Below are 20,660 nucleotides of genomic sequence, written 5' to 3' on the forward strand. Positions count from 1 at the left end.
TCCGTGAGCGAACGCAATGAACGCAGAGTACAAGTAGGACGTGTAGTCAGCGACAAAATGGAAAAAACCATCGTTGTAGCTGTTGAAACTTACAAAAAACATCCTCTATATCATAAACGTATTAAATACACCAAGAAATTCAAGGCTCATGATGAAAACAACACAGCTAAAATTGGTGATACAGTACGGATTATGGAAACTCGTCCCATTTCCAAAGATAAGCGTTGGAGATTGGTTGAAGTAGTGGAAAAAGCGGTTATCGTTTAATTTCATAGGAACATCCGGAAGGAGGGAACACAAGTGATTCAACCTTTTACACGATTGAAGGCTGCTGACAACTCCGGTGCGAAAGAATTGATGTGTATTCGCGTTTTGGGCGGTACTGGACGTCGCGTAGGCCATATCGGTGACATCATCGTATGCTCCGTAAAACAAGCAACACCAGGCGGCGTTGTCAAAAAGGGAGACGTCGTAAAAGCGGTTATCGTTCGTACAAAGCGTACAACTCGCCGTAAGGACGGATCTTACATCGCGTTTGATGAGAACGCAGCGGTTATTGTTAAAGAAGATAAAACCCCTCGTGGGACTCGTATCTTCGGACCAGTCGCGCGCGAACTGCGTGACAGAGACTTTATGAAAATCGTCTCCCTGGCACCGGAAGTACTGTAATTGAACGGAAAGCCAAAGGCACTTTGATCATAAAGCGTCAAAGGAATGCACGTAGGAGGTGTACAATCCATGGCAAAGCAAAAGAAGCTTGAATCAGCGGGCAATAAGCTGCACGTGAAAAAGGAAGATACCGTAATGGTGATTACGGGTAAAGATAAAGGCAAAAAAGGACGCATCATTGCGGCATATCCTCGTCAAAACAGGGTTCTCGTTGAAGGTGTGAACATGGTTAAAAAACATGCTCGTCCATCTCAACAAAATCCTCAAGGCGGAATTATTACGCAAGAGGCGCCGATTCACGTTTCGAACGTCATGCTTGTTGATCCGAAGAGCGGCCAACCTACTCGTGTAGGTTACAAAGTATTGGACAACGGCAAAAAAGTTCGAGTTGCTAAAAAATCTGGCGAAATCATCGACTAATGGTTGCAGCGGAAAGGAGGTTATTTAGCTAATGGGTGCTAGAATGAAAGACCGTTATCTAAACGAAATTACACCTGCGTTAATTCAAAAATTCAATTACTCCACAGTGATGCAGGTTCCGAAAATTGAGAAAGTTGTTATTAACATGGGTATGGGCGAAGCGGTTCAAAACTCCAAAGTTTTGGACAATGCGGTTCAAGACATGACTACGATTTCAGGTCAAAAGCCTGTCATCACGAAAGCGAAGAAATCCATTGCTGGATTTAAGCTTCGTGAAGGAATGCCAATTGGGGTGAAAGTAACCCTTCGCGGTGATCGTATGTATCACTTTTTAGACAAGTTGTTCAACGTTGCACTTCCACGTGTACGTGACTTCCGCGGTGTTTCCAACAAAGCGTTTGACGGACGTGGTAACTATACGCTTGGTCTGAAAGAACAGCTCATCTTCCCTGAAATGGAATATGATCAAATCGATAAAGTTCGCGGAATGGACATCGTTATTGTAACTACGGCGAAGACGGACGAAGAATCCCGTGAGTTACTTGCGCAATTAGGGATGCCATTTGCGAAATAATTTGGAGGTGTAAAGCAAAGTGGCAAAAACTTCGATGAAAGTGAAACAGCAACGTAAACCGAAGTTCGAAGTTCGCGCATACACTCGCTGCGAGCGCTGCGGTCGTCCGCACTCTGTATTGCGCAAATTTAAAATTTGCAGAATCTGTTTTAGAGAACTGGCTTATAAAGGACAAATTCCTGGCGTTAAAAAAGCAAGCTGGTAATGACCCGACTCGGGAAGGAGGTTTGAACTATGGTAATGTCTGATCCAATTGCAGATATGCTGACACGCATTCGTAATGCGAATACCGTTCGTCATGAAACCGTCGAGATCCCTTCATCCAAAATCAAAAAGCAAATTGCTGAGATTTTGAAGCGCGAAGGTTTCATCCGTGACGCTGAATATATCGATGACAACAAGCAAGGCTTGATCCGTATCTTCTTGAAATACGGTCAAAACAATGAGCGTGTCATTACAGGCCTGAAAAAAATCAGTAAGCCTGGACTGCGCGTTTATGTGAAAAGCACAGAACTTCCAAAGGTACTTGGTGGTCTTGGTATCGCCATCCTTTCTACTTCCCAAGGCGTAATGACGGATAAGGAAGCTCGTCAAGCAAAAGCCGGTGGAGAAGTTATCTGCTACGTATGGTAATTCGAACGCTTAATTGACAGGAGGTGCAACGATGTCTCGCGTAGGTCGCAAACCGATCGCTATTCCTAGCGGTGTTGACGTTAAACTGGATAATACAACGATTACTGTTAAAGGACCTAAAGGAACACTTTCTCGTGAACTGCACAGAGAAATTGAAGTATCTGTAGAAGAAAATGAGATTGTTGTGACTCGTCCTTCAGATAATAAATTGCATAGATCCCTGCATGGTACTACCCGCAGTGTCATTGCCAATATGGTCAATGGGGTAACCGAAGGGTTCGCTAAATCCCTTGAATTAGTTGGGGTTGGATACCGTGCTCAGCTCAGCGGCAAGAAAGTCGTTCTGAACGTAGGATATTCTCATCCTGTGGAAATTGAGCCGGAATCCGGTATTGAATTCGAAGTACCTTCCAATACCAAGATCATCGTTAAAGGTATTGATAAAGAACGTGTCGGCGCATATGCCGCAAAAATTCGCTCTGTTCGTGAACCAGAACCTTATAAAGGGAAAGGTATCAAATACGAAGGCGAACGCATTATCCGTAAAGAGGGTAAATCCGGTAAGAAGTAATAAGTTAAAGTCTGCTTGAGAAAGGAGTGACTTCCTCGTGATTTCCAAAGGCGATAAAAACAAAGCGCGTTTGAAAAGACACCTGCGTGTCCGTAAAAAAATCAGCGGAACGACTGCTCGTCCGCGTTTGAATATTTTCCGTTCTTCGAAGCACATCTACGCTCAAATCATCGATGATACCCAAGGGGTTACTATCGTATCTGCATCGACTGTGGATAAAGGTTTAAGCGGTGAAGTGAAAAACGGCGGTAACGTTGAGTCCGCTCGTAAAGTTGGAGAATTGGTTGCAAAAAGAGCTTTAGATAAAGGAATTAAACAAGTCGTTTTCGATCGTGGCGGATATTTGTATCACGGAAGAGTTCAAGCACTCGCTGATGCAGCTCGCGAAGCAGGACTTGAATTCTAAACAAAACGAATAAGGAGGTTAGTAAGTTGCGCATCGATCCAAATACATTAGAACTGACTGAAAAAGTAGTTCATATCAACCGTGTTGCTAAAGTCGTAAAAGGCGGACGCCGTTTCAGCTTCAGCGCATTGGTCGTTGTCGGTGACGGAAAAGGACATGTTGGCGCAGGAATCGGTAAAGCATCGGAAGTACCTGATGCGATCCGCAAGGGTATCGAAGACGCGAAGAAAAACATGATCAAAGTTCCGTTCGTAGGAACTACCATTCCTCACCAAGTGATTGGACATTTCGGCGCCGGTCGTGTGCTGCTGAAGCCAGCATCCGAAGGTACTGGAGTTATTGCCGGTGGCCCTGTACGTGCCGTACTTGAGCTTGCAGGCGTAGGTGATATTTTGACGAAATCGCTCGGTTCTTCTAACTCCATGAATATGGTAAATGCAACATTGGAAGGCTTGAGCCGTCTGAAAACCGTTGAAGAGGTTGCTAAACTTCGCGGAAAAACTGTGGAAGAAATCTTAGGTTAGGAGGGGAACGTTGTGGCTAAATTACAAATTACCCTCAAACGGAGCTTAATTGGACGTCCTCAAGACCAAAGAGTAACGGTTAAGACTTTAGGTCTCGGTAAGCTCAACTCTACCGTAGTGCAGGAAGACAATGCAGCCATCCGCGGGATGATTAACAAGGTCAGCCATTTGGTAGAAGTAAAAGAAGTGTAAAAAGCTTAAACAAAGCAGGAAGATCGTTCTGCTTTAGAGAAATTAATGCTTAATCTTAAAGGAGGTGCAACGATGAAACTCCATGAGTTAACTCCAGCTCCTGGTTCCCGTAAAGAGCGCAAGCGTATCGGACGGGGAATCGGCTCCGGTAACGGAAAGACTGCAGGAAAAGGACATAAAGGTCAAAACGCACGCTCCGGCGGTGGCGTTCGTCCAGGTTTCGAAGGGGGACAAAACCCAATCTACCGTCGACTGCCTAAACGCGGATTTACGAACATTCATCGCACAGAATATGCGATCGTAAATCTGAGCGATTTGAACCGTTTCGCTGAAGGTACAGAAGTAACTCCTGAGACTTTACTTGAGTCCGGTGTAGTGAAAAACGCGAAAGACGGTATCAAAGTATTGGGTAACGGTGAACTGAACGTGAAACTGACCGTGAAAGCAAACAAGTTCTCTCAATCTGCAGTTGAGAAAATTGAAGCTGCCGGCGGTAAATCCGAGGTGATCTAATGTTTAAGACCCTTTCCAACATTATGAAAGTAGCGGACCTTCGAAGCAAAATATTGTTCACTTTACTGGCGTTGTTAATTTACCGGGTCGGGTCTTTTATTCCGGTTCCTAACATCGATGTTGATTTTTTGAGAAACTACGATCGTTCACAGCAAGGTGACATTTTTGGGTTGCTCAACACCTTCTCTGGTGGAGCATTGAATAATTTCTCCATCTTTGCGATGGGGATTATCCCATATATTACGGCCTCGATTATTGTCCAGCTGCTTTCCATGGATGTCATCCCGAAATTTGCCGAATGGGCAAAAGAGGGGGAAAACGGGAGAAAGAAGCTGACACAGTTTACCCGTTACGGTACGATTGTATTAGGTTTAGTTCAAGCTTACGGTTTAGCCATCGGCTTCAATCGCTTATACAACTATGACATGGTATTAGACCCAGGCTTTGCGACGTATACATTAATCGCGATCGTACTTACGGCTGGTACCGCATTTCTCATGTGGCTTGGTGAGCAGATTACCGAGAAGGGGATCGGAAATGGGATTTCGATTCTGATCTTTGCTGGTATCGTAGCTGCTTTCCCAACGGCCATCAACCAATTATATACGACTTTGTTTACCGGAGAGGCTAGAGATCAGTTGTTCTTCAACATCATCAAAGCCGTCATCATCGTGGTTGCGATCGTCGTAATCATCGTGGGTGTTATCTTCGTTCAGCAAGGGATTCGCAAAATCCCAGTTCAGTATACAAAACGTGTAGTTGGACGCAAGATGTACGGCGGCCAGTCCACGCACATTCCTTTGAAAGTGAATGCTGCAGGGGTTATCCCGGTTATCTTTGCGATTTCCTTACTGTTCTTCCCTGCGACGATTGCTTCGTTCTGGCAAGGTCAAGGATGGGCAGATTGGATTATCGGCAATCTAACTTATCAAGAACCGCTTGGTATGGTTCTCTACGTAATTCTGATCATTGGATTTACGTATTTCTATACCTTCGTACAAATTAATCCGGTGCAAATGGCTGATCAAATGAAAAAGAACGGTGGCTATATTCCAGGAATCCGTCCAGGAAAAGCAACCAGCACCTACCTCACTCGTGTACTCAATCGGATTACACTGAGCGGTGCATTGTTCTTGGCTTTGATTTCGATCATTCCGGTATTCTTCGGCAATTTGGCAGATCTGCCGCAGACTGTAACGATCGGCGGAACTTCGCTATTGATCGTAGTCGGGGTTGCTTTAGAAACGATGAAACAAATCGAAAGCCAGCTCATTAAACGCCATTACAAAGGGTTTATCAATAATTAACAGCTACAGGGTTAGGTTCTGGTGGATGATGCGCTGTTTGCGGTATCCATCGGTTCCTATTGTTCTGTTAAGCAAGAGCATGTGACTGCTTGTTTTCTCAAGGCGTACCTCGGGGAGAAACGGGGAAACCAGGGGAAAACATTCTGGGAGGTTATCACTTGAATATCGTGTTTATGGGCCCTCCCGGGGCCGGAAAAGGCACCCAGGCAGAATTTATTGTGAAGGAATTTGGTATTCCTCATATCTCTACCGGTGACGCATTCCGTTTAGCGATGAAAGAAGGAACGGCACTTGGCAAAAAAGCCAAAGAGTTTGTAGACCAAGGTCTGCTTGTTCCGGATGAAATCACCAACGGGATTGTGAAAGAACGTTTGGCATTGCCAGATTGCGATAAAGGTTTTCTGCTAGACGGCTTTCCAAGAACGATTGCACAAGCCGACGCGTTAGAAACCATGCTCTCCGAACTAGGCAAATCATTGACACACGTGATTAATTTGAAGGTTGATCGGAGCTTTTTGCTCGCGAGATTGACTGGACGCCGTATCTGCAAAAGCTGCGGTGCCACCTATCATGTGATGTTCAACCCGCCGAAGACGGAAGGCGTATGTGATAAATGTTCTGGGGAACTGTATCAACGCTCCGATGATACCGAAGAAAAAGTCGGAACCCGTCTCGATGAATATATGAATAAAACTGCTCCACTTCTGCAGTATTATGCAGATAAAGCACTTCTTCGTGAAGTGAACGGAGAACAGGAAATCGAGGAAGTAAAGAGCGAGATCGCTGCTTTGCTGCGGGGCTAAACGGAATGATCATCTGCAAATCCGAGGTTGAATTGAACCTGATGCGTGAAGCAGGCCGTATTGTTGCCGAAACCCATCGCTTTATCAAAGAAGCGGTGAAACCAGGGATTACAACCAAAGAATTGGATCGAATTGCTGAAGAAACTATTCGCAGTCAAGAAGCCGTTCTTTCCTTTATAAGAAAAGAAGGCTTTGCCGGTAATAAGTGTGTATCGGTAAATGATAAGCTCGTTCATGGCATACCGGGCGACCGGGTTTTGGCCTGTGGCAACATGATCAGTATAGTTATTGGTGCGAAGTACGAAGGGGATCATGGTGATTCGGCATGGACCTATCCGGTAGGAAACGTTTCTCCATTTATGGAGAGGCTGCTTCAGGTGACGGAACAATCGCTCAATGCGGATCTCGAGTTTGCGGAACCGGATATACGTCTTTACACGATCTCCCACGCGATTCAGCAGGCTGCTTAACATGCCAGTTTTTCGGTTATTCGAAAGTATGCCTAAAGATGAAATGGTGCAGACTTGCATGAAGAACCGAAAAAGTCGTAATTCGGCTTGTCGGATCGGAGTCCCCGGTTAAGCGGGAATGGTGCTCGCTATCGAACCGATGGTGAATATGGGAGAGCGTCATGTAAGGACGTCAAGCGATGGCTGGGCCGTTGTTACAGTACATGGCAAAACTTGTGCTCTATTCGAGCATACGATTGCCATGACTCCCAAAGGATATGTAATCTTAACCAAAATATAAGGTTTGGGTGGTATTCGTGGATGATAGCAGTAGTATTCCGAAGATTGGGCAGCTCGTAAGAATCATTCGCGGCCGGGATCAAGGCAAAATTGCCGTGATGATCGGAAAAGTGGATGATCGGTTCGTTCTAATCGCGGATGGGGACAAACGGAAGTTTGACCAGCCGAAGAAAAAGAATGTGATGCACCTTGAGGTTCTGGATGAGATCAGTCCGGAAGTGACCCAGAGCATCAATGAGACCGGTCGAGTAACAAACGGAAAACTTCGTTTCGTCATCAATCGTTTTGTCAACGAGCAGATCGATGCACAGAAAGGAGAATGACTGTGTCTAAAGAAGATGTCATTGAAGTTGAAGGTACGGTAATCGAACCTCTGCCAAACGCCATGTTTAAGGTGGAACTTGAAAATGGCCATCAAATTTTGGCTCATGTTTCAGGTAAACTCAGAATGCACTTTATTCGGATCCTGACAGGAGACAAAGTGGTCATTCAGTTGTCCCCGTACGACTTGACGAGAGGCAGAATCACTTATAGAAAGTAATCAGAGGGAAACGGCTTGGCGCATAACAGGTTAAGCAATTCGAGCGAATGCTTCGCTCGTGACTTAGGAGGTAATACACATGAAGGTGAGACCATCTGTCAAACCGATTTGCGAAAAATGCAAAGTCATTCGCCGCAGAGGCAATGTGATGGTAATTTGCGAAAATCCGAAACATAAACAAAAACAAGGCTAAGGGGGTGTAAGAACGAATGGCACGTATTGCTGGTGTAGACTTGCCTCGTGATAAGCGTGTGGAGGTAGCTTTAACTTATATTTTTGGTATCGGCCTTTCCACATCTCAGAAAATTTTAAGTACAACAGGTATTAGCGCGGATACTCGTGTTCGTGACTTAACAGAAGACGAAGTAAGCAAGCTTCGTGAAGCAATTGACAAGATGAAAGTGGAAGGGGACCTTCGACGCGAAATCGCGTTAAATATTAAGCGACTCGTTGAGATCGGCTCTTACCGCGGTCTTCGTCACCGCCGTGGACTTCCAGTTCGCGGTCAAAGATCCAAAACCAATGCACGGACCCGTAAAGGCCCTCGCCGTACGGTAGCGAACAAGAAGAAATAAGGAGGGATAATGATCAATGGCTAAACCGAAAAATAAAGTTTCTCGTACCAAACGTCGTGACCGTAAAAATATTGAATCCGGTGTAGCGCATATCCGCTCCACGTTCAACAATACGATCGTTACGATTACGGATCCTCACGGAAATGCCATCTCTTGGGCTAGCTCCGGTAACCTGGGCTTCAAAGGCTCCAAGAAAAGCACACCGTTTGCTGCGCAAATGGCTGCTGAATCGGCTGCAAAAACAGCGATCGATCACGGCATGAAATCTGTTGAGGTTATGGTTAAAGGCCCTGGTGCAGGTCGCGAAGCTGCGATTCGTTCTCTGCAAGCCGCTGGATTGGAAGTTAGCATGATTAAAGACGTAACTCCGATTCCGCATAACGGCTGCCGTCCGCCAAAACGTCGTCGTGTTTAATTCATAATCGACAATGTAGTATAATTATCTTTGACTTGTGAATAATGTAGTCAATGATAGGCATACTACATCATTTGGGCGAAATTTGAATGATCCAGAGGAACGACGTTTGTAAGGAGGGTTCATATTAATGATAGAAATCGAAAAACCGAAGATTGAAACCGTAGAAACCAATGAAGAAAGCACGTACGGTAAATTCGTAGTAGAGCCGCTTGAACGGGGATACGGTACGACGCTGGGTAACTCTCTGCGCCGTATTCTGCTTTCTTCCTTGCCTGGTGCTGCGGTCACCTCGGTTCAAATCGATGGTGTGCTTCATGAGTTCTCTACGATTCCAGGTGTTCTGGAAGACGTTACAGAAATCATCCTCAACCTCAAAAAGCTATCGTTGAAAATTCATTCCGACGAGGAAAAGGTGCTGGAGATCGACGCTGACGGCGAAGGTGATATTAAAGCCGGAGATATCCGTGCGGACAGTGATGTGGAAATTCTAAATCCGGATCTTCACATTGCAACACTCTCTTCGGATGCGCGTCTTCACATGAGAATTACGGCGAACAGAGGTAGAGGATTCGTTCTCGCAGATCGGAACAAGCGGGAAGATCAACTGATTGGCGTAATTCCGGTCGACTCTATCTATACGCCTATCTCTCGCGTGAATTACAGCGTTGAAAATACGCGCGTCGGTCAAGTAACCAACTACGATAAGCTGACCCTCGAAGTATGGACCGATGGAAGCATCAAGCCTGAAGAAGCTGTAAGCTTAGGTGCGAAGATTTTAACAGAGCATCTCATGCTGTTTGTCAGCTTGACGGATGAAGCCCAAGAAGCGGAAATCATGGTAGAGAAAGAAGAAGACAAAAAGGAAAAAGTGCTCGAGATGACGATCGAGGAGCTTGACCTTTCTGTTCGCTCCTATAACTGCCTGAAGAGAGCCGGTATCAATACCGTTCAAGAACTGATCACCAAGTCTGAAGAAGACATGATGAAAGTGCGCAACCTGGGTCGAAAATCTTTGGAAGAAGTACAAGAAAAACTCGAAGAACTAAACTTAGGTCTGCGTAAAGAAGAATAAGACAGCATGGTATAAACGACCGAGAAGGAGGGGAAACACATGGCATACCAAAAGTTGGGTCGTAACTCCAGCGCTCGGAAGGCATTGTTCCGTGACCTGGTAACCGACTTATTCCTATATGAGCGTATTGAGACGACAGAAGCAAAAGCGAAAGAAGTTCGCTCTATCGCTGAGAAGCTGATTACTCTTGCGAAGCGTGGCGATCTTCATGCACGCCGTCAAGTGGCTGCTTTCGTTCGTCGCGAGACTGTGGACGGGGAAAAGGATGCAATCCAGAAGCTGTTCACCGATTTAGCTGCGCGTTATGCGGAGCGTCCGGGTGGATACACGCGGATCATGAAGCTTGGACCTCGCCGCGGAGATTCCGCGCCTATGGTTTATTTGGAACTGGTTGACCAAGCGTAAGGTTCCAGCAAAAAAAGTGGTTGTTTAAAAAGACCGGCACCTTGTGCCGAATCTTTTTAAACCGCATCTGAAAGGGTGGACAGAATCTATGGGTTCTGATGAAGCCCTTTTTTTGTTTCATCTGCAGGACTTATTTCTGTGAAGATGAAGGAAATGCTAAACATTCGACTAAGAACGAAAGCAACGAGAGCTATCTTTATACGTGAACAACATGTATAAGGCGATCAGTCAGCCTTGGAGACTTCTTTTGAAGTTTTTCTTGTTTGGGGGGAAGGTATCACGCCATGCGGAATATCGCGATGACTGTCAGCTACGACGGAACCCATTACAGCGGCTTTCAGATTCAGCCCGGAGTAGATACGGTACAGCAGATGTTGATGAATGCCGTTCAAAAAGTAACAGGCGAGAGCTGTCACATTATCGCTTCAGGGCGTACGGATGCCGGTGTGCATGCCATTGGGCAGGTTATAAATTTCTATACCGAATCGAATATTCCGGCGGAGCGTTGGCCGATTGCGATGAATACGGTTCTCCCGCGAGACATTGCTGTTATCGCAGCTGTTGAAGCGCCGTTCAATTTTAACGCTCGCAAGCATGCGGTTCGAAAGACATACCACTACTATATCGAAAGAGATCGGAAGCGCAGCGTATTCACTGAAGGTCTAGCACATCATCATCCCGGGCACTTGAATGTGAATGAGATGCAGGAAGCGGCACAGATGCTGCTGGGAGAGCATGATTTCAGCTCATTCTGCTCTCTTAAGTCCACTAAAAGCTCGCATGTTCGGACTTTGTATTCGGTTGATTGTGTGCTGGAGCCGCACCCGCTGCACGGGCCAGGTTTGCTTCCTCAGCTGGTCGTGAAAGTATCGGGGAACGGCTTTTTATACAATATGGTACGCATCATTGTCGGTACGCTGCTTATGGTGGGACGCGGACGGAAGAAAGCCGAAGAAGTACAGGCGATTCTCCAAGCGAAGAATAGGCATCTTGCCGGGCCGACGGCTCCGCCCGAAGGTTTGTTTTTATGGCAGGTAGAGTATGACAATCTGCAATTTCCTACTTGATCTCTGTATAGTTATATAGTATTATATTTGTTGGTGTTTCATAGCTGGCTTCCCACGGCCCCGAGCTGCGAAACCACCAATGAATCTTGATTTGTAATGAAGCAAGACCTGACTTACTTGAACATTAACAACTGAAACTCAACATGAAACATTGAAACGTGACCATAGATTGGTTAGAACCAAGAGGAGGATATTTCGATGCGTACCACATATATGGCGAAGCCCAACGAAGTAGAACGCAAATGGTACATCGTTGACGCAGAAGGAAAGACTTTAGGCCGCCTTGCAAGTGAAGTGGCAACTATCATTAGAGGTAAACATAAGCCTCAATTTACACCTCACGTAGATACAGGGGACTTCGTAATTGTCATCAATGCGGAGAAAATTGTACTCACCGGTAAGAAATTGGATGACAAGAAATACTATCGTCATTCCGGACATCCAGGCGGATTGAAAACAAGCACGGCAAGAGAAATGCTTCAAAAGAGACCAGAAAAAATGATGGAGCTTGCAATTCACGGCATGCTTCCAAAAACTCGTCAAGGCAATGCAATGAAAACGAGATTGAAAGTATATGCTGGTTCGGAGCATCCACATCAAGCACAAAATCCCCAAGTTTGGGAACTGCGCGGTTAATTAAAGGGAGGTAACTCACGTGGCACAAGTACAATACTACGGAACTGGTCGTCGTAAGCACGCGGTTGCTCGTGTTCGTCTCGTACCTGGAGAAGGACGCATTGTCATCAACAAGCGTGATATTGATCAATATTTTGGATTAGAAACTTTAAAGCTGATTGTTAAACAGCCATTGGCATTAACTGAAACCATTGGACGTTATGATGTTTTGGTTAACACACATGGCGGCGGATATACAGGACAAGCGGGAGCAATCCGTCACGGAATTTCCCGTGCGCTGTTGAAAGCTGATCCTGAACTTCGCACCTCTTTGAAAAGAGCTGGCTTCTTGACTCGTGACCCACGGATGAAAGAGCGTAAGAAATACGGCTTAAAAGCAGCTCGTCGTGCACCACAATTCTCCAAACGTTAATATTTTTCTATACAGAAGGCCCTTTGCAGCAGAGAATCTGTTCAAAGGGCCTTTTTTTTGCGTGATTAGAAGATTTGCCGCGTTTTCAAATGAACCTTCCTCATATCATACCATAACTGCACTTTTCAATTTCAGCCCAAATCCGCTTCGATTGTTCACCATACGGTTATAAACTGAATAGGGTAGTGAAGAGCCTATAAGACCGCCCAAAGAGGGGATGAAAGGAATTCCTAAAAGTGGTTGACCGTGTCAGAAACTCAAACTATAATGTATACTAAAGTCATTATTCATATGAAAATACTAGGATTTAATCTGGAGGTTGCGAAATGAACTTAATCGAGAAAGAAAAGCTGATCGCAGAGGGTGCGGAACGTTTTGAGAATGAATCGCCTGAAGCGCTTCTTGCTTGGGCCGTAGAAACTTTCCCGAACATTACATTCGCCTGCAGTTTTGGTGCCGAAGATGTAGTAATCGTGGATATGCTGCAAAAGATCAGTCCGAAGACAGACATTTTTTACATTGATACAGATTTCCATTTCCAAGAGACATACGAAACCCGTGACAAAATGGAGCAGAAATACGGACTGAATTTCATTCAAGCCAAAACGGATATGACCCCAGAGAAGCAGGCAGAACAATACGGTGATGAGCTGTGGAAACGTGACCCGAATGCATGCTGCGACATCCGTAAAGTACAGCCTCTCATCAAAACATTGTCACAATATGATGCATGGATTACCGGTATCCGAAGAGATCAGGCTCCTACTCGTGCAAACGCCAAAAAAGTGGAGTATGACGTAAAATTCGGACTCGTGAAATTCAATCCATTAGCGAGCTGGACTTCCGATGATGTATGGAATTATATTCGCGAGCATGAAATCATCTACAATCCTTTGCATGATCAAAACTACCCAAGTATCGGCTGCTCTTATTGCACGCGTCCTGTTATGCCTGGTGAGGATCCAAGAGCGGGTCGTTGGTCGGGAACAGAAAAGACAGAGTGCGGATTGCATAAATAATCAAATTAGGGGAGGTTTTTTTCGTGACAAATATTGCACCACATGGAGGTACGCTGATTCAAAGACTCGTACCGGATCATTTGCAAGCGGAGTGGATTCGGAAAGCTGAAGCCCTGCCCCAAATCCGATTGGAGAAAAGAAGCATTTCCGATCTGGATCTTATCGGTGTGGGCGCGTTTTCACCGCTTCAAGGATTTATGAATCCTGCGGATTATCATTCGGTCGTAGAATCGATGAGATTAGCGGATGGGACGGTATGGAGCATACCCATTACGCTGCCCGTAGACGCTGCCGTATCCAAGCAGCTGAAAATCGGTGAATCTGCAGCGCTTGTAGGTAAAGAAGATGGCCAAATTTACGGCGTAATCGATGTGGAAAGCATTTATGAGGTGGATCATGAGAAGGAAGCGATCCACGTATATAAAACAGATGAGATCGCACATCCAGGTGTCGCAAAGCTGTACAGCTACTCCAACATTTACGTTGGGGGACCCGTACATGTATTGAAACGTCCGCAGCCGGATCGTTTTCAGGAATATTATTTTGACCCTGCACAAACTCGACATTTGTTTAAAGAACGCGGCTGGAAAACGGTCGTTGGCTTCCAAACACGGAATCCAGTACACCGTGCACATGAATACATTCAAAAATGCGCAATGGAAACAGTAGACGCCCTGTTCCTGAATCCGCTTGTGGGTGAGACGAAATCAGATGACGTGCCTGCCGATGTTCGGATGAGAAGCTACAAGGCACTGCTGGCGGGATACTATCCTCAAGATCGGGTATTCCTTGGCGTGTTCCCTGCAGCCATGAGATATGCTGGACCCCGGGAAGCGATCTTCCATGCCATGGTGCGCAAAAATTATGGTTGCACCCACTTTATCGTCGGCCGCGATCATGCCGGTGTAGGCGATTACTACGGTACTTATGAGGCTCAAGAGATCTTCAGCAATTTTACTCCAGAAGAGCTGGGTATTACCCCTATGTTCTTTGAACATAGCTTCTTCTGCCAAAAATGCGGCAATATGGCTTCGAGCAAAACTTGTCCGCATGGCAAAGAAGACCACCTGCACTTGTCAGGTACGAAGGTTCGCGAAATGCTGCGCAACGGCATTTGCCCGCCTCCTCAGTTTTCTCGTCCAGAAGTCGCTGAAATTCTGATCGAAGGCATGAAGGAACAAGTTACGAGCAGATCATAACATCTGTCATAAAAACACACCCTGTCCCATATAGATGTATGAGTCTAATGGAACGGGGTGTGTTTTATGTTTGGCAGAAAAAAAAGACTAGTTATTTGGATTCCTGTAGCAAGCAGAAAGAAAATCTTCCTTACACTGGCGATGGCTGCTTTCGTCATCGCAGTATTTACCTACAAGCTGCCGACGGCGGATACGTGGTCACATTGGAGTTTGCCGCTGTCCGGTAAAGTTATTGTTCTCGATCCAGGGCATGGTGGGAAAGACGGCGGTGCGGTTAGCGCGGATGGCACTTACGAGGAGCATATTAATTTAGCGATTGCTATGTCGCTTCGGGATTATTTGCAGGAAGCCGGAGCAGTTGTATATATGACAAGGGAGTCTGACACTGATTTGGCTGATGAGGACAACAGGGGCAGCCGGAAAACACAAGATCTTCACCGCAGGGTCGAGTTTATCCAGAAGCACGAAGCCGATTTATACGTGAGCATTCATTTGAACAGTATCGAGTCACCCAAATGGAGCGGCGCGCAAACCTTCTACCATTCCTCCAATACAGGCGGCAAAGAGCTGGCCGTCATGATTCAAAACGCCATCAAGGAAAATTTACAGAATACAACGAGAGAAGCCAATACAGCGGATGGCAAGTACTTGTTAAAAGCTTTGGATCTGCCGGGCGCCATTGTGGAGGCAGGCTTCTTGTCCAATCCACAGGAAGCAGCTCTTCTGGACGATCCTAATTATCAAAAGAAAGTGTCGGCGGCCATTTACCAAGGCATTTTGAAGTTTGCTTCGAGCCAGTCCGCAAGTACACCCTAACAACAAAACAGATGTGCTATAATGGAAAAAAAGGGGGTGCAGCAAAGGTGGTAACCAAAGAGCAGATTTTAGAAGCTCTCTTCCCAATACAAGAACCAAAGATGAAAAAAAGTCTCGTTGAGCTTGGGTTTGTACGCGATATCATGGTTAAAGAACAGGCGATATCTTTGACGGTTATCTTAACCTCTTCCGATGATCCATTAAAGCCGACGATTGAGCAGCAGGTCCATAATTATTTAGAGCGATTGGGTGCTTCGGAGATACATATTCGGTTTAGAGCAATGAACGAATTTGAATCGGAGCAAATCGAGAAATACGGGACCTTGAACAAACAAGAAAAAGAGGCTACGAATACCTCGAGACCTCAGCCGGCAGCTGCGGAATATTCCCATTTGGCTTCACCGGAATCAAAAACGCAGTTTATTGCCGTTGCCAGCGGAAAGGGTGGAGTCGGAAAGTCGACGGTCACCGTCAATCTCGCAACTGCACTAGCTCGGCTGGGAAAGAAAGTCGGTATTATTGACGCGGATATTTATGGCTTCAGCATTCCCGACATGATGGGAATTGAGGAACGTCCCGCGATTGAGAATGAGAAAGTGATTCCAGTCGAGAAGCATGGGGTCAAGGTGATTTCGATGGGATTTTTCGTTGAAGACAATTCACCTGTCATTTGGAGAGGACCGATGCTTGGCAAAATGCTCCGCAATTTCTTCGCCGAAATTGAATGGGGCGAGATCGATATTATGCTGTTGGATTTACCTCCGGGAACAGGAGACATTGCACTGGATGTACATCAGATGATTCCACACAGCAAAGAGATTATCGTAACCACGCCGCATGCGACGGCAGCCTTTGTCGCGGCACGCGCAGGTGCCATGGCCCGCCACACGGAACATGAAATTTTAGGCGTCGTGGAGAATATGGCGTATTACGAATGTGCCCATTGCGGTGAGAAGGAGTTCGTATTTGGCAGAGGCGGAGGAGGAAAATTGGCGCAAGAGCTTCATACGGAGCTTCTAGCTCAGATTCCATTGCGCGCTCCGGACAACTTACCGACGGAACGCAACTATTCCCCATCCGTTTATAAAGAAGATGATCCCATTGGCCAAATGTACACGGATACGGCTAAGCGGGTCATTGAATTACTGCAGCAGAACTAAAGAAAGTCATCTATAGAATAAAACCGCAACGGCGTCTTAGGAGTGCCGATTGCGGTTTTTCTTTCATCAACATCTTACTCTATTCGTCGATGGCAAGTTTAACTGGTATATGGGGTATGGGGGCGACTCGTGGTTAACTTCCACCACCAGAGCCGCCAGAGCCGCCACCGCCACCCCCGCTTTGCTGTCCTTCTTCTTTCGGTTTGCTTTCTTCCTCCAGCACCTTCTTCATCATATCCATCAGCTCAAGCCGAAAGATTGGACTCTTGAGCGCTTCCTGCATAACGGTCATCATCTGCTGCCGATACTGCTTTCCCTTCATGACATCCATCAGCATTTTCTCATATTCCGGATCCTTCATTACCTGAAGCATCAGCGTTTGATATTCCGGATCCTTCATCAGTGATTTATGAATTTGCTCGTTTTCTTTTTGTACGGCCTTTGCGAATTCACCGGCAAACTTGGGATCGGTCATCATCGTTTGCAGCGTCTTTGAAAATTGAGGATCAGTCAAGACTTCTTTGACAGCAACTTTTATCTGCTGACCTTGACCTGTCGAAAGCAGCTGCATGGCTTGCGACTCCTGGCTTTGTTCCTTCTTCTTCGTGGCTTCCTCGATCGCCTTTTGCCCGTCTTCTGTCTTTAAAATATCGACAACCATCGATTTCATCTCTTTGTAGCTGGTCATACCGCCCCCGCCTTGGTCGGAACCGCAGGAAGACAGGATCAAAGGAACCAAAAGAAGCAGCGGCAGCATACGTAACATACGCGAATTCATGATCAGGTACTCCCTTCGTATGTTTCTTACATCGTAAGCAGATGATTAGGGTAGAAAAAGTGAAAATGAGTTGTACTTATTATTGTAAAAAGTACACGGAAATATCATGTGATTCGTTAGCTTTTTATTGATAACGTTGGTACAATGTACATTGTTCAAGGAATGTTAACTTGATCTTTATGTCATAAGGACATACGCTGTTGGTTGAATGATAAAATGAAACGGAAGCATGAACGTTGGAAAGGACTGTGTGAACTTGAATCTGAAGAAGTGGTTTTATTTATTTTGGACCACACTGGCTGTCGGAGCGGGAGCTTCGGTTATAACCAACCTCATTGTACAGATCATCGATCCTCACCTGGAGTGGAATGATATTTATGTTTTTTTGCTCGGGATCTTAATGGGTCTAACGTATAGTGTGTTAAGCCAGATGGGTTTCTTCTCTTATTTGACAGTAAATTATATAGCCCAAGGCATGATGTCTAAATTAACGTGGAGAGTTGTTCAATGGATTTTCGTCATCGTCGTTTTTGTAGATCTGATCGCTTTACGGCATTATTTCTTCGGGGATGAGAGTGAAGGATTGGGTTATTACACCATTTTGCCTGTCATTATGGCCGTCGTCGCTGTTTTGACCGCGATCATGAAAGTGAAAATGACCAACCCCACCGCTTTTACACCGACCGTGTTTTTTATTTTCGTCGTTACCGTACTTGAAGGCATACCGGCCATTAGGGAGAATAATTTGGACTCCACATTGAATATGATGGTACCAATCACCGCCTGTAATGTATGGCAAATATTGATTCTTCATAAAGTATTGAAAAAGCAGACAGCTGCACCCAATCAATAAGATGATGAGAGGTCATGATATTTACATAGCAATGAAGGATCGATGGCTTGGTTGGAAATCAATATAGATGGGATTAAGCAGAGAATACAACTTTAACGAGCCATAAGAAAACCGACCTTCGCATAAAGGTCGGTTTTTTACATCAGCATAATGGACGGGGTTTTAGCGTTTGTCTTGAACCTCATTGTGCTTAAGATCCGCTTGGGAAATCAGCTGTGAAACGGTGACAAGCTCAAACCCCTTATCCCTAAGCTTATCAATAATGATCGGCAGCGCTTCATGGGTATGCTTTGCGGAATCACTGGCATGCATGAGGACGATGTCTCCTTTTTTCGCTTTGGTTAAGACATTATTGACAATCGTCTTTGCATCTTTTTTCATCCAGTCAAACGAATCGACTCCCCACTGCACTACAGTATAATTCAGACTGCTCGCGATTTGCAGCACTCTTTGATCGAACTCTCCGTTCGGAACTCTAAGCAAAGTTGGATCTTTCCCTGTCACTTTATTTAAAATGCTGTGGGCAGTCGTAATTTGTTTGCGAATTTCTTGATCCTCGAGTGTGTTATAGCTGACATGCTTATGGCCATGGCTTCCGATCTCGTAACCTGCATCAAGGATCTGTTTCACTAGGTTGGGATGATCCTGTGCCCAGACGGAAGACAGAAAAAACGTAGCGTGCTTGACTCCCTTATCTTTAAGGACCTGCAGGATGGGCTCGACTTTCTTTTCTCCCCAGCTGATATCAAAGGTGAGAGCGATCCATTTTTTATTCGTATCCACTTGATACACTGCAGAAGGAGCTTGTGCTTGTGTCGAAAAAACTGAGATGCTTTCCTTTTTTGCATAAATGGTACCGGCAGCGAACAGAGCGGCCACAAGGATAATCATTATCTGCTTCAAACGGGTTCCGTTGATGACGAAAAAAAAGTTCAAGGTGAATCTCTCCTATTCTGAATGTTAATGGGTGTGAAGACAATCCGCCTGGAATAACGAACCTCATAAAGAATGATATGCTCGTACATCAAGGTTATGACCATAAAAACAGGTAAGGAAGTGAATGTATGAAGCGATGGATCACTCCATTTATTGATGATCTGAAAACGATGAAAACATACTTGGCGGCTGTAACCATTCTTTTTATTGCCGCGCTTTGGGTCGGTGCCACTAACGAGCATCTCCACGAGCTGCTGACGCCGCAGCTGGAACAAATCAAACAGTTAGCCGAAGAGGTCAGCCAAGCAGATAACGCGGAGCATGTCCTGTTCGGGGTGATCGTCATCAATAATGCTGTAAAAGCGGTGATGGTCGTGTACTTAGGTATTTTGCTTGGGATTTACCCCATTTTATTCACCTTACTGAACGGCATGATGATTGGCTATGTCTATGAACTAACAGAAGCGGGGACGGGTGATGCTTTATCTTTATTCCTGAAAGGCATCGTTCCTCACGGCGTGATCGAGATTCCGGCAATTTTGCTTGCTTCGGCATACGGTATTCGTTTTGGGGTCGCTGGGATAACAGCGCTGTTTAACAAAGGAAAGGGTAAAGCACTGGCAGATTTGTTTCGGGTTAGCATTCCTTTAGGTGCTCTCCTTGTGATATTGCTTCTCATCGCGGCGGTAATCGAGGCTTACGTAACCCCCTTTATCATGGAACTGTAAAATGTTTGCATCACAGTTAATAAAAACTGAAAAAATGGTGCATAACATTAAAACGAGCTGTCTATCTATTACAGAATGGTGAGTCTCGCCGCACGATTACTGTAAAGTTGAAAAAGGAGAACAAGACCGTCGTTTCTGCAAACATTAGAGAATTAGCTGTCAGTAGGGGGTTATCGGAAATAATGCTGGGGATTCTGTTCAGTGAGAAGGAATGCAAAGAACTTGATTACTTGCTTCGAAAAGAAATGGACGAGATGTTATTGGATTTAGATGATCACCGAATTGATAAAAGTATAAAGGTTGCCATCAGTTCCAGATATAAAGTCATATTCAGAATGTATGCACGTCTAGCTTCGCCAAAGGAACTGGCCAAATATGTAATCTCTCCTAACTACCAATCTTGGAATGAGTCTTGAGAAGCCAGAAACTCTGCCTTTACCGCATCATGTATGGGCAGAGTTTTATTTTATAAAAAGTACTTGACAATCGATAAAAATCTTGATAAATTATAACTCGCCGCTTCAAACGGCTTGTCCGATTGGAGCAGTGTGAAAGCTTGAAATCAAGCATGATGTTTCTGAGTCATTTCGGTATAGATTGAATTGGAAAAAATAAGTGCTTGCAAAGAAATGCTGAGATGTGATATATTATGAAAGTCGCCTCAAGGACATTACTCCTGAAGCG

32 protein-coding genes and 1 pseudogene are annotated in these 20,660 nt (G+C 45.3%); 31 read left to right on the forward strand and 2 right to left on the reverse strand.

The window, feature by feature from the left end; translation table 11 throughout:
* Nucleotides 1–3: 3 nt before the first annotated feature.
* From rpsQ to ACFPXP_RS16270, 28 genes and pseudogenes are all read left to right on the forward strand, one after another.
* Nucleotides 4–267 (forward strand): 30S ribosomal protein S17, encoded by a 264-nt coding sequence (gene rpsQ / locus ACFPXP_RS16135; RefSeq protein WP_379895365.1) that lies wholly within the window; start codon nucleotides 4–6, stop codon nucleotides 265–267.
* A gap of 33 nt (nucleotides 268–300) precedes the next feature.
* The gene (rplN, locus tag ACFPXP_RS16140; RefSeq protein ID WP_379895366.1) at nucleotides 301–669 is read left to right on the forward strand and encodes a 50S ribosomal protein L14; all 369 of its coding nucleotides are present in this window, start codon (nucleotides 301–303) and stop codon (nucleotides 667–669) included.
* Nucleotides 670–738: 69 nt separating this feature from the next.
* Nucleotides 739–1,089 (forward strand): 50S ribosomal protein L24, encoded by a 351-nt coding sequence (gene rplX / locus ACFPXP_RS16145; RefSeq protein WP_379895367.1) that lies wholly within the window; start codon nucleotides 739–741, stop codon nucleotides 1,087–1,089.
* Between the two features lie 31 nt (nucleotides 1,090–1,120).
* Nucleotides 1,121–1,663, forward strand: coding sequence for a 50S ribosomal protein L5 (gene rplE, locus ACFPXP_RS16150; RefSeq protein WP_379895368.1), 543 nt, complete (start codon nucleotides 1,121–1,123; stop codon nucleotides 1,661–1,663).
* A 19-nt stretch (nucleotides 1,664–1,682) separates the two neighbouring features.
* Nucleotides 1,683–1,868: a type Z 30S ribosomal protein S14 gene (locus tag ACFPXP_RS16155; protein ID WP_379895369.1), complete on the forward strand. Its 186-nt coding sequence runs from the start codon at nucleotides 1,683–1,685 to the stop codon at nucleotides 1,866–1,868.
* A gap of 29 nt (nucleotides 1,869–1,897) precedes the next feature.
* Complete coding sequence (rpsH, locus tag ACFPXP_RS16160) at nucleotides 1,898–2,296, forward strand: 30S ribosomal protein S8 (RefSeq protein ID WP_379895370.1); 399 nt, start codon at nucleotides 1,898–1,900, stop codon at nucleotides 2,294–2,296.
* A gap of 31 nt (nucleotides 2,297–2,327) precedes the next feature.
* Nucleotides 2,328–2,867, forward strand: coding sequence for a 50S ribosomal protein L6 (gene rplF, locus ACFPXP_RS16165; protein WP_379895371.1), 540 nt, complete (start codon nucleotides 2,328–2,330; stop codon nucleotides 2,865–2,867).
* 37 nt (nucleotides 2,868–2,904) lie between these two features.
* A complete protein-coding gene (rplR, locus tag ACFPXP_RS16170) occupies nucleotides 2,905–3,273 on the forward strand; it encodes a 50S ribosomal protein L18 (RefSeq protein WP_379895372.1) in 369 nt (122 codons plus the stop codon).
* Nucleotides 3,274–3,299: 26 nt separating this feature from the next.
* Nucleotides 3,300–3,797: a 30S ribosomal protein S5 gene (gene rpsE, locus ACFPXP_RS16175; protein ID WP_379895373.1), complete on the forward strand. Its 498-nt coding sequence runs from the start codon at nucleotides 3,300–3,302 to the stop codon at nucleotides 3,795–3,797.
* A 12-nt stretch (nucleotides 3,798–3,809) separates the two neighbouring features.
* Entirely contained in the window at nucleotides 3,810–3,989 is a 180-nt protein-coding gene (gene rpmD, locus ACFPXP_RS16180; protein WP_379895374.1) for a 50S ribosomal protein L30, read from the forward strand.
* Between the two features lie 72 nt (nucleotides 3,990–4,061).
* Nucleotides 4,062–4,502 (forward strand): 50S ribosomal protein L15, encoded by a 441-nt coding sequence (gene rplO / locus ACFPXP_RS16185; protein ID WP_379895375.1) that lies wholly within the window; start codon nucleotides 4,062–4,064, stop codon nucleotides 4,500–4,502.
* Nucleotides 4,502–5,809, forward strand: a complete 1,308-nt coding sequence (gene secY / locus ACFPXP_RS16190) for a preprotein translocase subunit SecY (RefSeq protein WP_379895376.1) — start codon at nucleotides 4,502–4,504, stop codon at nucleotides 5,807–5,809. The genes rplO and secY overlap by 1 nt, the downstream gene beginning before the upstream one ends.
* A 158-nt stretch (nucleotides 5,810–5,967) precedes the next feature.
* Nucleotides 5,968–6,612, forward strand: coding sequence for an adenylate kinase (locus ACFPXP_RS16195; protein ID WP_379895377.1), 645 nt, complete (start codon nucleotides 5,968–5,970; stop codon nucleotides 6,610–6,612).
* Nucleotides 6,613–6,617: 5 nt separating this feature from the next.
* Nucleotides 6,618–7,362 (forward strand): annotated as a pseudogene (gene map, locus ACFPXP_RS16200) (type I methionyl aminopeptidase).
* A 16-nt stretch (nucleotides 7,363–7,378) separates the two neighbouring features.
* Entirely contained in the window at nucleotides 7,379–7,684 is a 306-nt protein-coding gene (locus ACFPXP_RS16205) for an RNA-binding protein (RefSeq protein WP_379895379.1), read from the forward strand.
* Between the two features lie 2 nt (nucleotides 7,685–7,686).
* Complete coding sequence (gene infA / locus ACFPXP_RS16210; protein ID WP_379895380.1) at nucleotides 7,687–7,902, forward strand: translation initiation factor IF-1; 216 nt, start codon at nucleotides 7,687–7,689, stop codon at nucleotides 7,900–7,902.
* 79 nt (nucleotides 7,903–7,981) lie between these two features.
* Nucleotides 7,982–8,095: a 50S ribosomal protein L36 gene (gene rpmJ / locus ACFPXP_RS16215; protein ID WP_122906754.1), complete on the forward strand. Its 114-nt coding sequence runs from the start codon at nucleotides 7,982–7,984 to the stop codon at nucleotides 8,093–8,095.
* 16 nt (nucleotides 8,096–8,111) lie between these two features.
* Nucleotides 8,112–8,477: a 30S ribosomal protein S13 gene (gene rpsM, locus ACFPXP_RS16220; protein WP_379895381.1), complete on the forward strand. Its 366-nt coding sequence runs from the start codon at nucleotides 8,112–8,114 to the stop codon at nucleotides 8,475–8,477.
* Between the two features lie 16 nt (nucleotides 8,478–8,493).
* On the forward strand, nucleotides 8,494–8,892 hold the full coding sequence (gene rpsK / locus ACFPXP_RS16225) for a 30S ribosomal protein S11 (protein ID WP_379895383.1): 399 nt from the start codon (nucleotides 8,494–8,496) through the stop codon (nucleotides 8,890–8,892).
* Nucleotides 8,893–9,022: 130 nt separating this feature from the next.
* Nucleotides 9,023–9,967, forward strand: coding sequence for a DNA-directed RNA polymerase subunit alpha (locus ACFPXP_RS16230; protein WP_379895384.1), 945 nt, complete (start codon nucleotides 9,023–9,025; stop codon nucleotides 9,965–9,967).
* Nucleotides 9,968–10,006: 39 nt separating this feature from the next.
* Nucleotides 10,007–10,372, forward strand: a complete 366-nt coding sequence (gene rplQ, locus ACFPXP_RS16235; RefSeq protein ID WP_379895385.1) for a 50S ribosomal protein L17 — start codon at nucleotides 10,007–10,009, stop codon at nucleotides 10,370–10,372.
* A 284-nt stretch (nucleotides 10,373–10,656) separates the two neighbouring features.
* The gene (truA, locus tag ACFPXP_RS16240; RefSeq protein ID WP_379895387.1) at nucleotides 10,657–11,439 is read left to right on the forward strand and encodes a tRNA pseudouridine(38-40) synthase TruA; all 783 of its coding nucleotides are present in this window, start codon (nucleotides 10,657–10,659) and stop codon (nucleotides 11,437–11,439) included.
* A 198-nt stretch (nucleotides 11,440–11,637) separates the two neighbouring features.
* Entirely contained in the window at nucleotides 11,638–12,075 is a 438-nt protein-coding gene (gene rplM, locus ACFPXP_RS16245) for a 50S ribosomal protein L13 (RefSeq protein ID WP_379895388.1), read from the forward strand.
* Nucleotides 12,076–12,094: 19 nt separating this feature from the next.
* The gene (rpsI, locus tag ACFPXP_RS16250; RefSeq protein WP_379895390.1) at nucleotides 12,095–12,487 is read left to right on the forward strand and encodes a 30S ribosomal protein S9; all 393 of its coding nucleotides are present in this window, start codon (nucleotides 12,095–12,097) and stop codon (nucleotides 12,485–12,487) included.
* 326 nt (nucleotides 12,488–12,813) lie between these two features.
* A complete protein-coding gene (locus tag ACFPXP_RS16255; protein WP_379895391.1) occupies nucleotides 12,814–13,506 on the forward strand; it encodes a phosphoadenylyl-sulfate reductase in 693 nt (230 codons plus the stop codon).
* Nucleotides 13,507–13,529: 23 nt separating this feature from the next.
* Nucleotides 13,530–14,705, forward strand: coding sequence for a sulfate adenylyltransferase (sat, locus tag ACFPXP_RS16260; protein ID WP_379895393.1), 1,176 nt, complete (start codon nucleotides 13,530–13,532; stop codon nucleotides 14,703–14,705).
* A 66-nt stretch (nucleotides 14,706–14,771) separates the two neighbouring features.
* Entirely contained in the window at nucleotides 14,772–15,521 is a 750-nt protein-coding gene (gene cwlD / locus ACFPXP_RS16265) for an N-acetylmuramoyl-L-alanine amidase CwlD (protein ID WP_379895394.1), read from the forward strand.
* A gap of 47 nt (nucleotides 15,522–15,568) precedes the next feature.
* Complete coding sequence (locus ACFPXP_RS16270) at nucleotides 15,569–16,681, forward strand: Mrp/NBP35 family ATP-binding protein (protein WP_379895395.1); 1,113 nt, start codon at nucleotides 15,569–15,571, stop codon at nucleotides 16,679–16,681.
* A 133-nt stretch (nucleotides 16,682–16,814) separates the two neighbouring features.
* Here ACFPXP_RS16270 and gerD read toward each other — a convergent pair whose 3' ends face one another.
* Nucleotides 16,815–17,459, reverse strand: coding sequence for a spore germination lipoprotein GerD (gene gerD / locus ACFPXP_RS16275; protein WP_379895396.1), 645 nt, complete (start codon nucleotides 17,457–17,459; stop codon nucleotides 16,815–16,817).
* A gap of 250 nt (nucleotides 17,460–17,709) precedes the next feature.
* On the opposite strand from gerD, the gene ACFPXP_RS16280 reads away from it, so the two are divergent.
* On the forward strand, nucleotides 17,710–18,312 hold the full coding sequence (locus ACFPXP_RS16280; RefSeq protein ID WP_379895397.1) for a KinB-signaling pathway activation protein: 603 nt from the start codon (nucleotides 17,710–17,712) through the stop codon (nucleotides 18,310–18,312).
* Nucleotides 18,313–18,474: 162 nt separating this feature from the next.
* On the opposite strand, the gene pdaB is transcribed toward ACFPXP_RS16280, so the two are convergent.
* Nucleotides 18,475–19,248, reverse strand: coding sequence for a polysaccharide deacetylase family sporulation protein PdaB (gene pdaB / locus ACFPXP_RS16285; RefSeq protein WP_379895398.1), 774 nt, complete (start codon nucleotides 19,246–19,248; stop codon nucleotides 18,475–18,477).
* 128 nt (nucleotides 19,249–19,376) lie between these two features.
* On the opposite strand from pdaB, the gene ACFPXP_RS16290 reads away from it, so the two are divergent.
* Together ACFPXP_RS16290 and ACFPXP_RS16295 are read left to right on the forward strand one after the other, a co-directional pair.
* On the forward strand, nucleotides 19,377–19,976 hold the full coding sequence (locus tag ACFPXP_RS16290; RefSeq protein WP_379895399.1) for a stage II sporulation protein M: 600 nt from the start codon (nucleotides 19,377–19,379) through the stop codon (nucleotides 19,974–19,976).
* Nucleotides 19,977–20,158: 182 nt separating this feature from the next.
* Entirely contained in the window at nucleotides 20,159–20,392 is a 234-nt protein-coding gene (locus ACFPXP_RS16295; RefSeq protein ID WP_379895400.1) for a hypothetical protein, read from the forward strand.
* Nucleotides 20,393–20,660: the final 268 nt, after the last annotated feature.

This window comes from Marinicrinis lubricantis (assembly GCF_042658665.1).
Taxonomy (GTDB): domain Bacteria; phylum Bacillota; class Bacilli; order Paenibacillales; family KCTC-33676; genus Marinicrinis; species Marinicrinis lubricantis.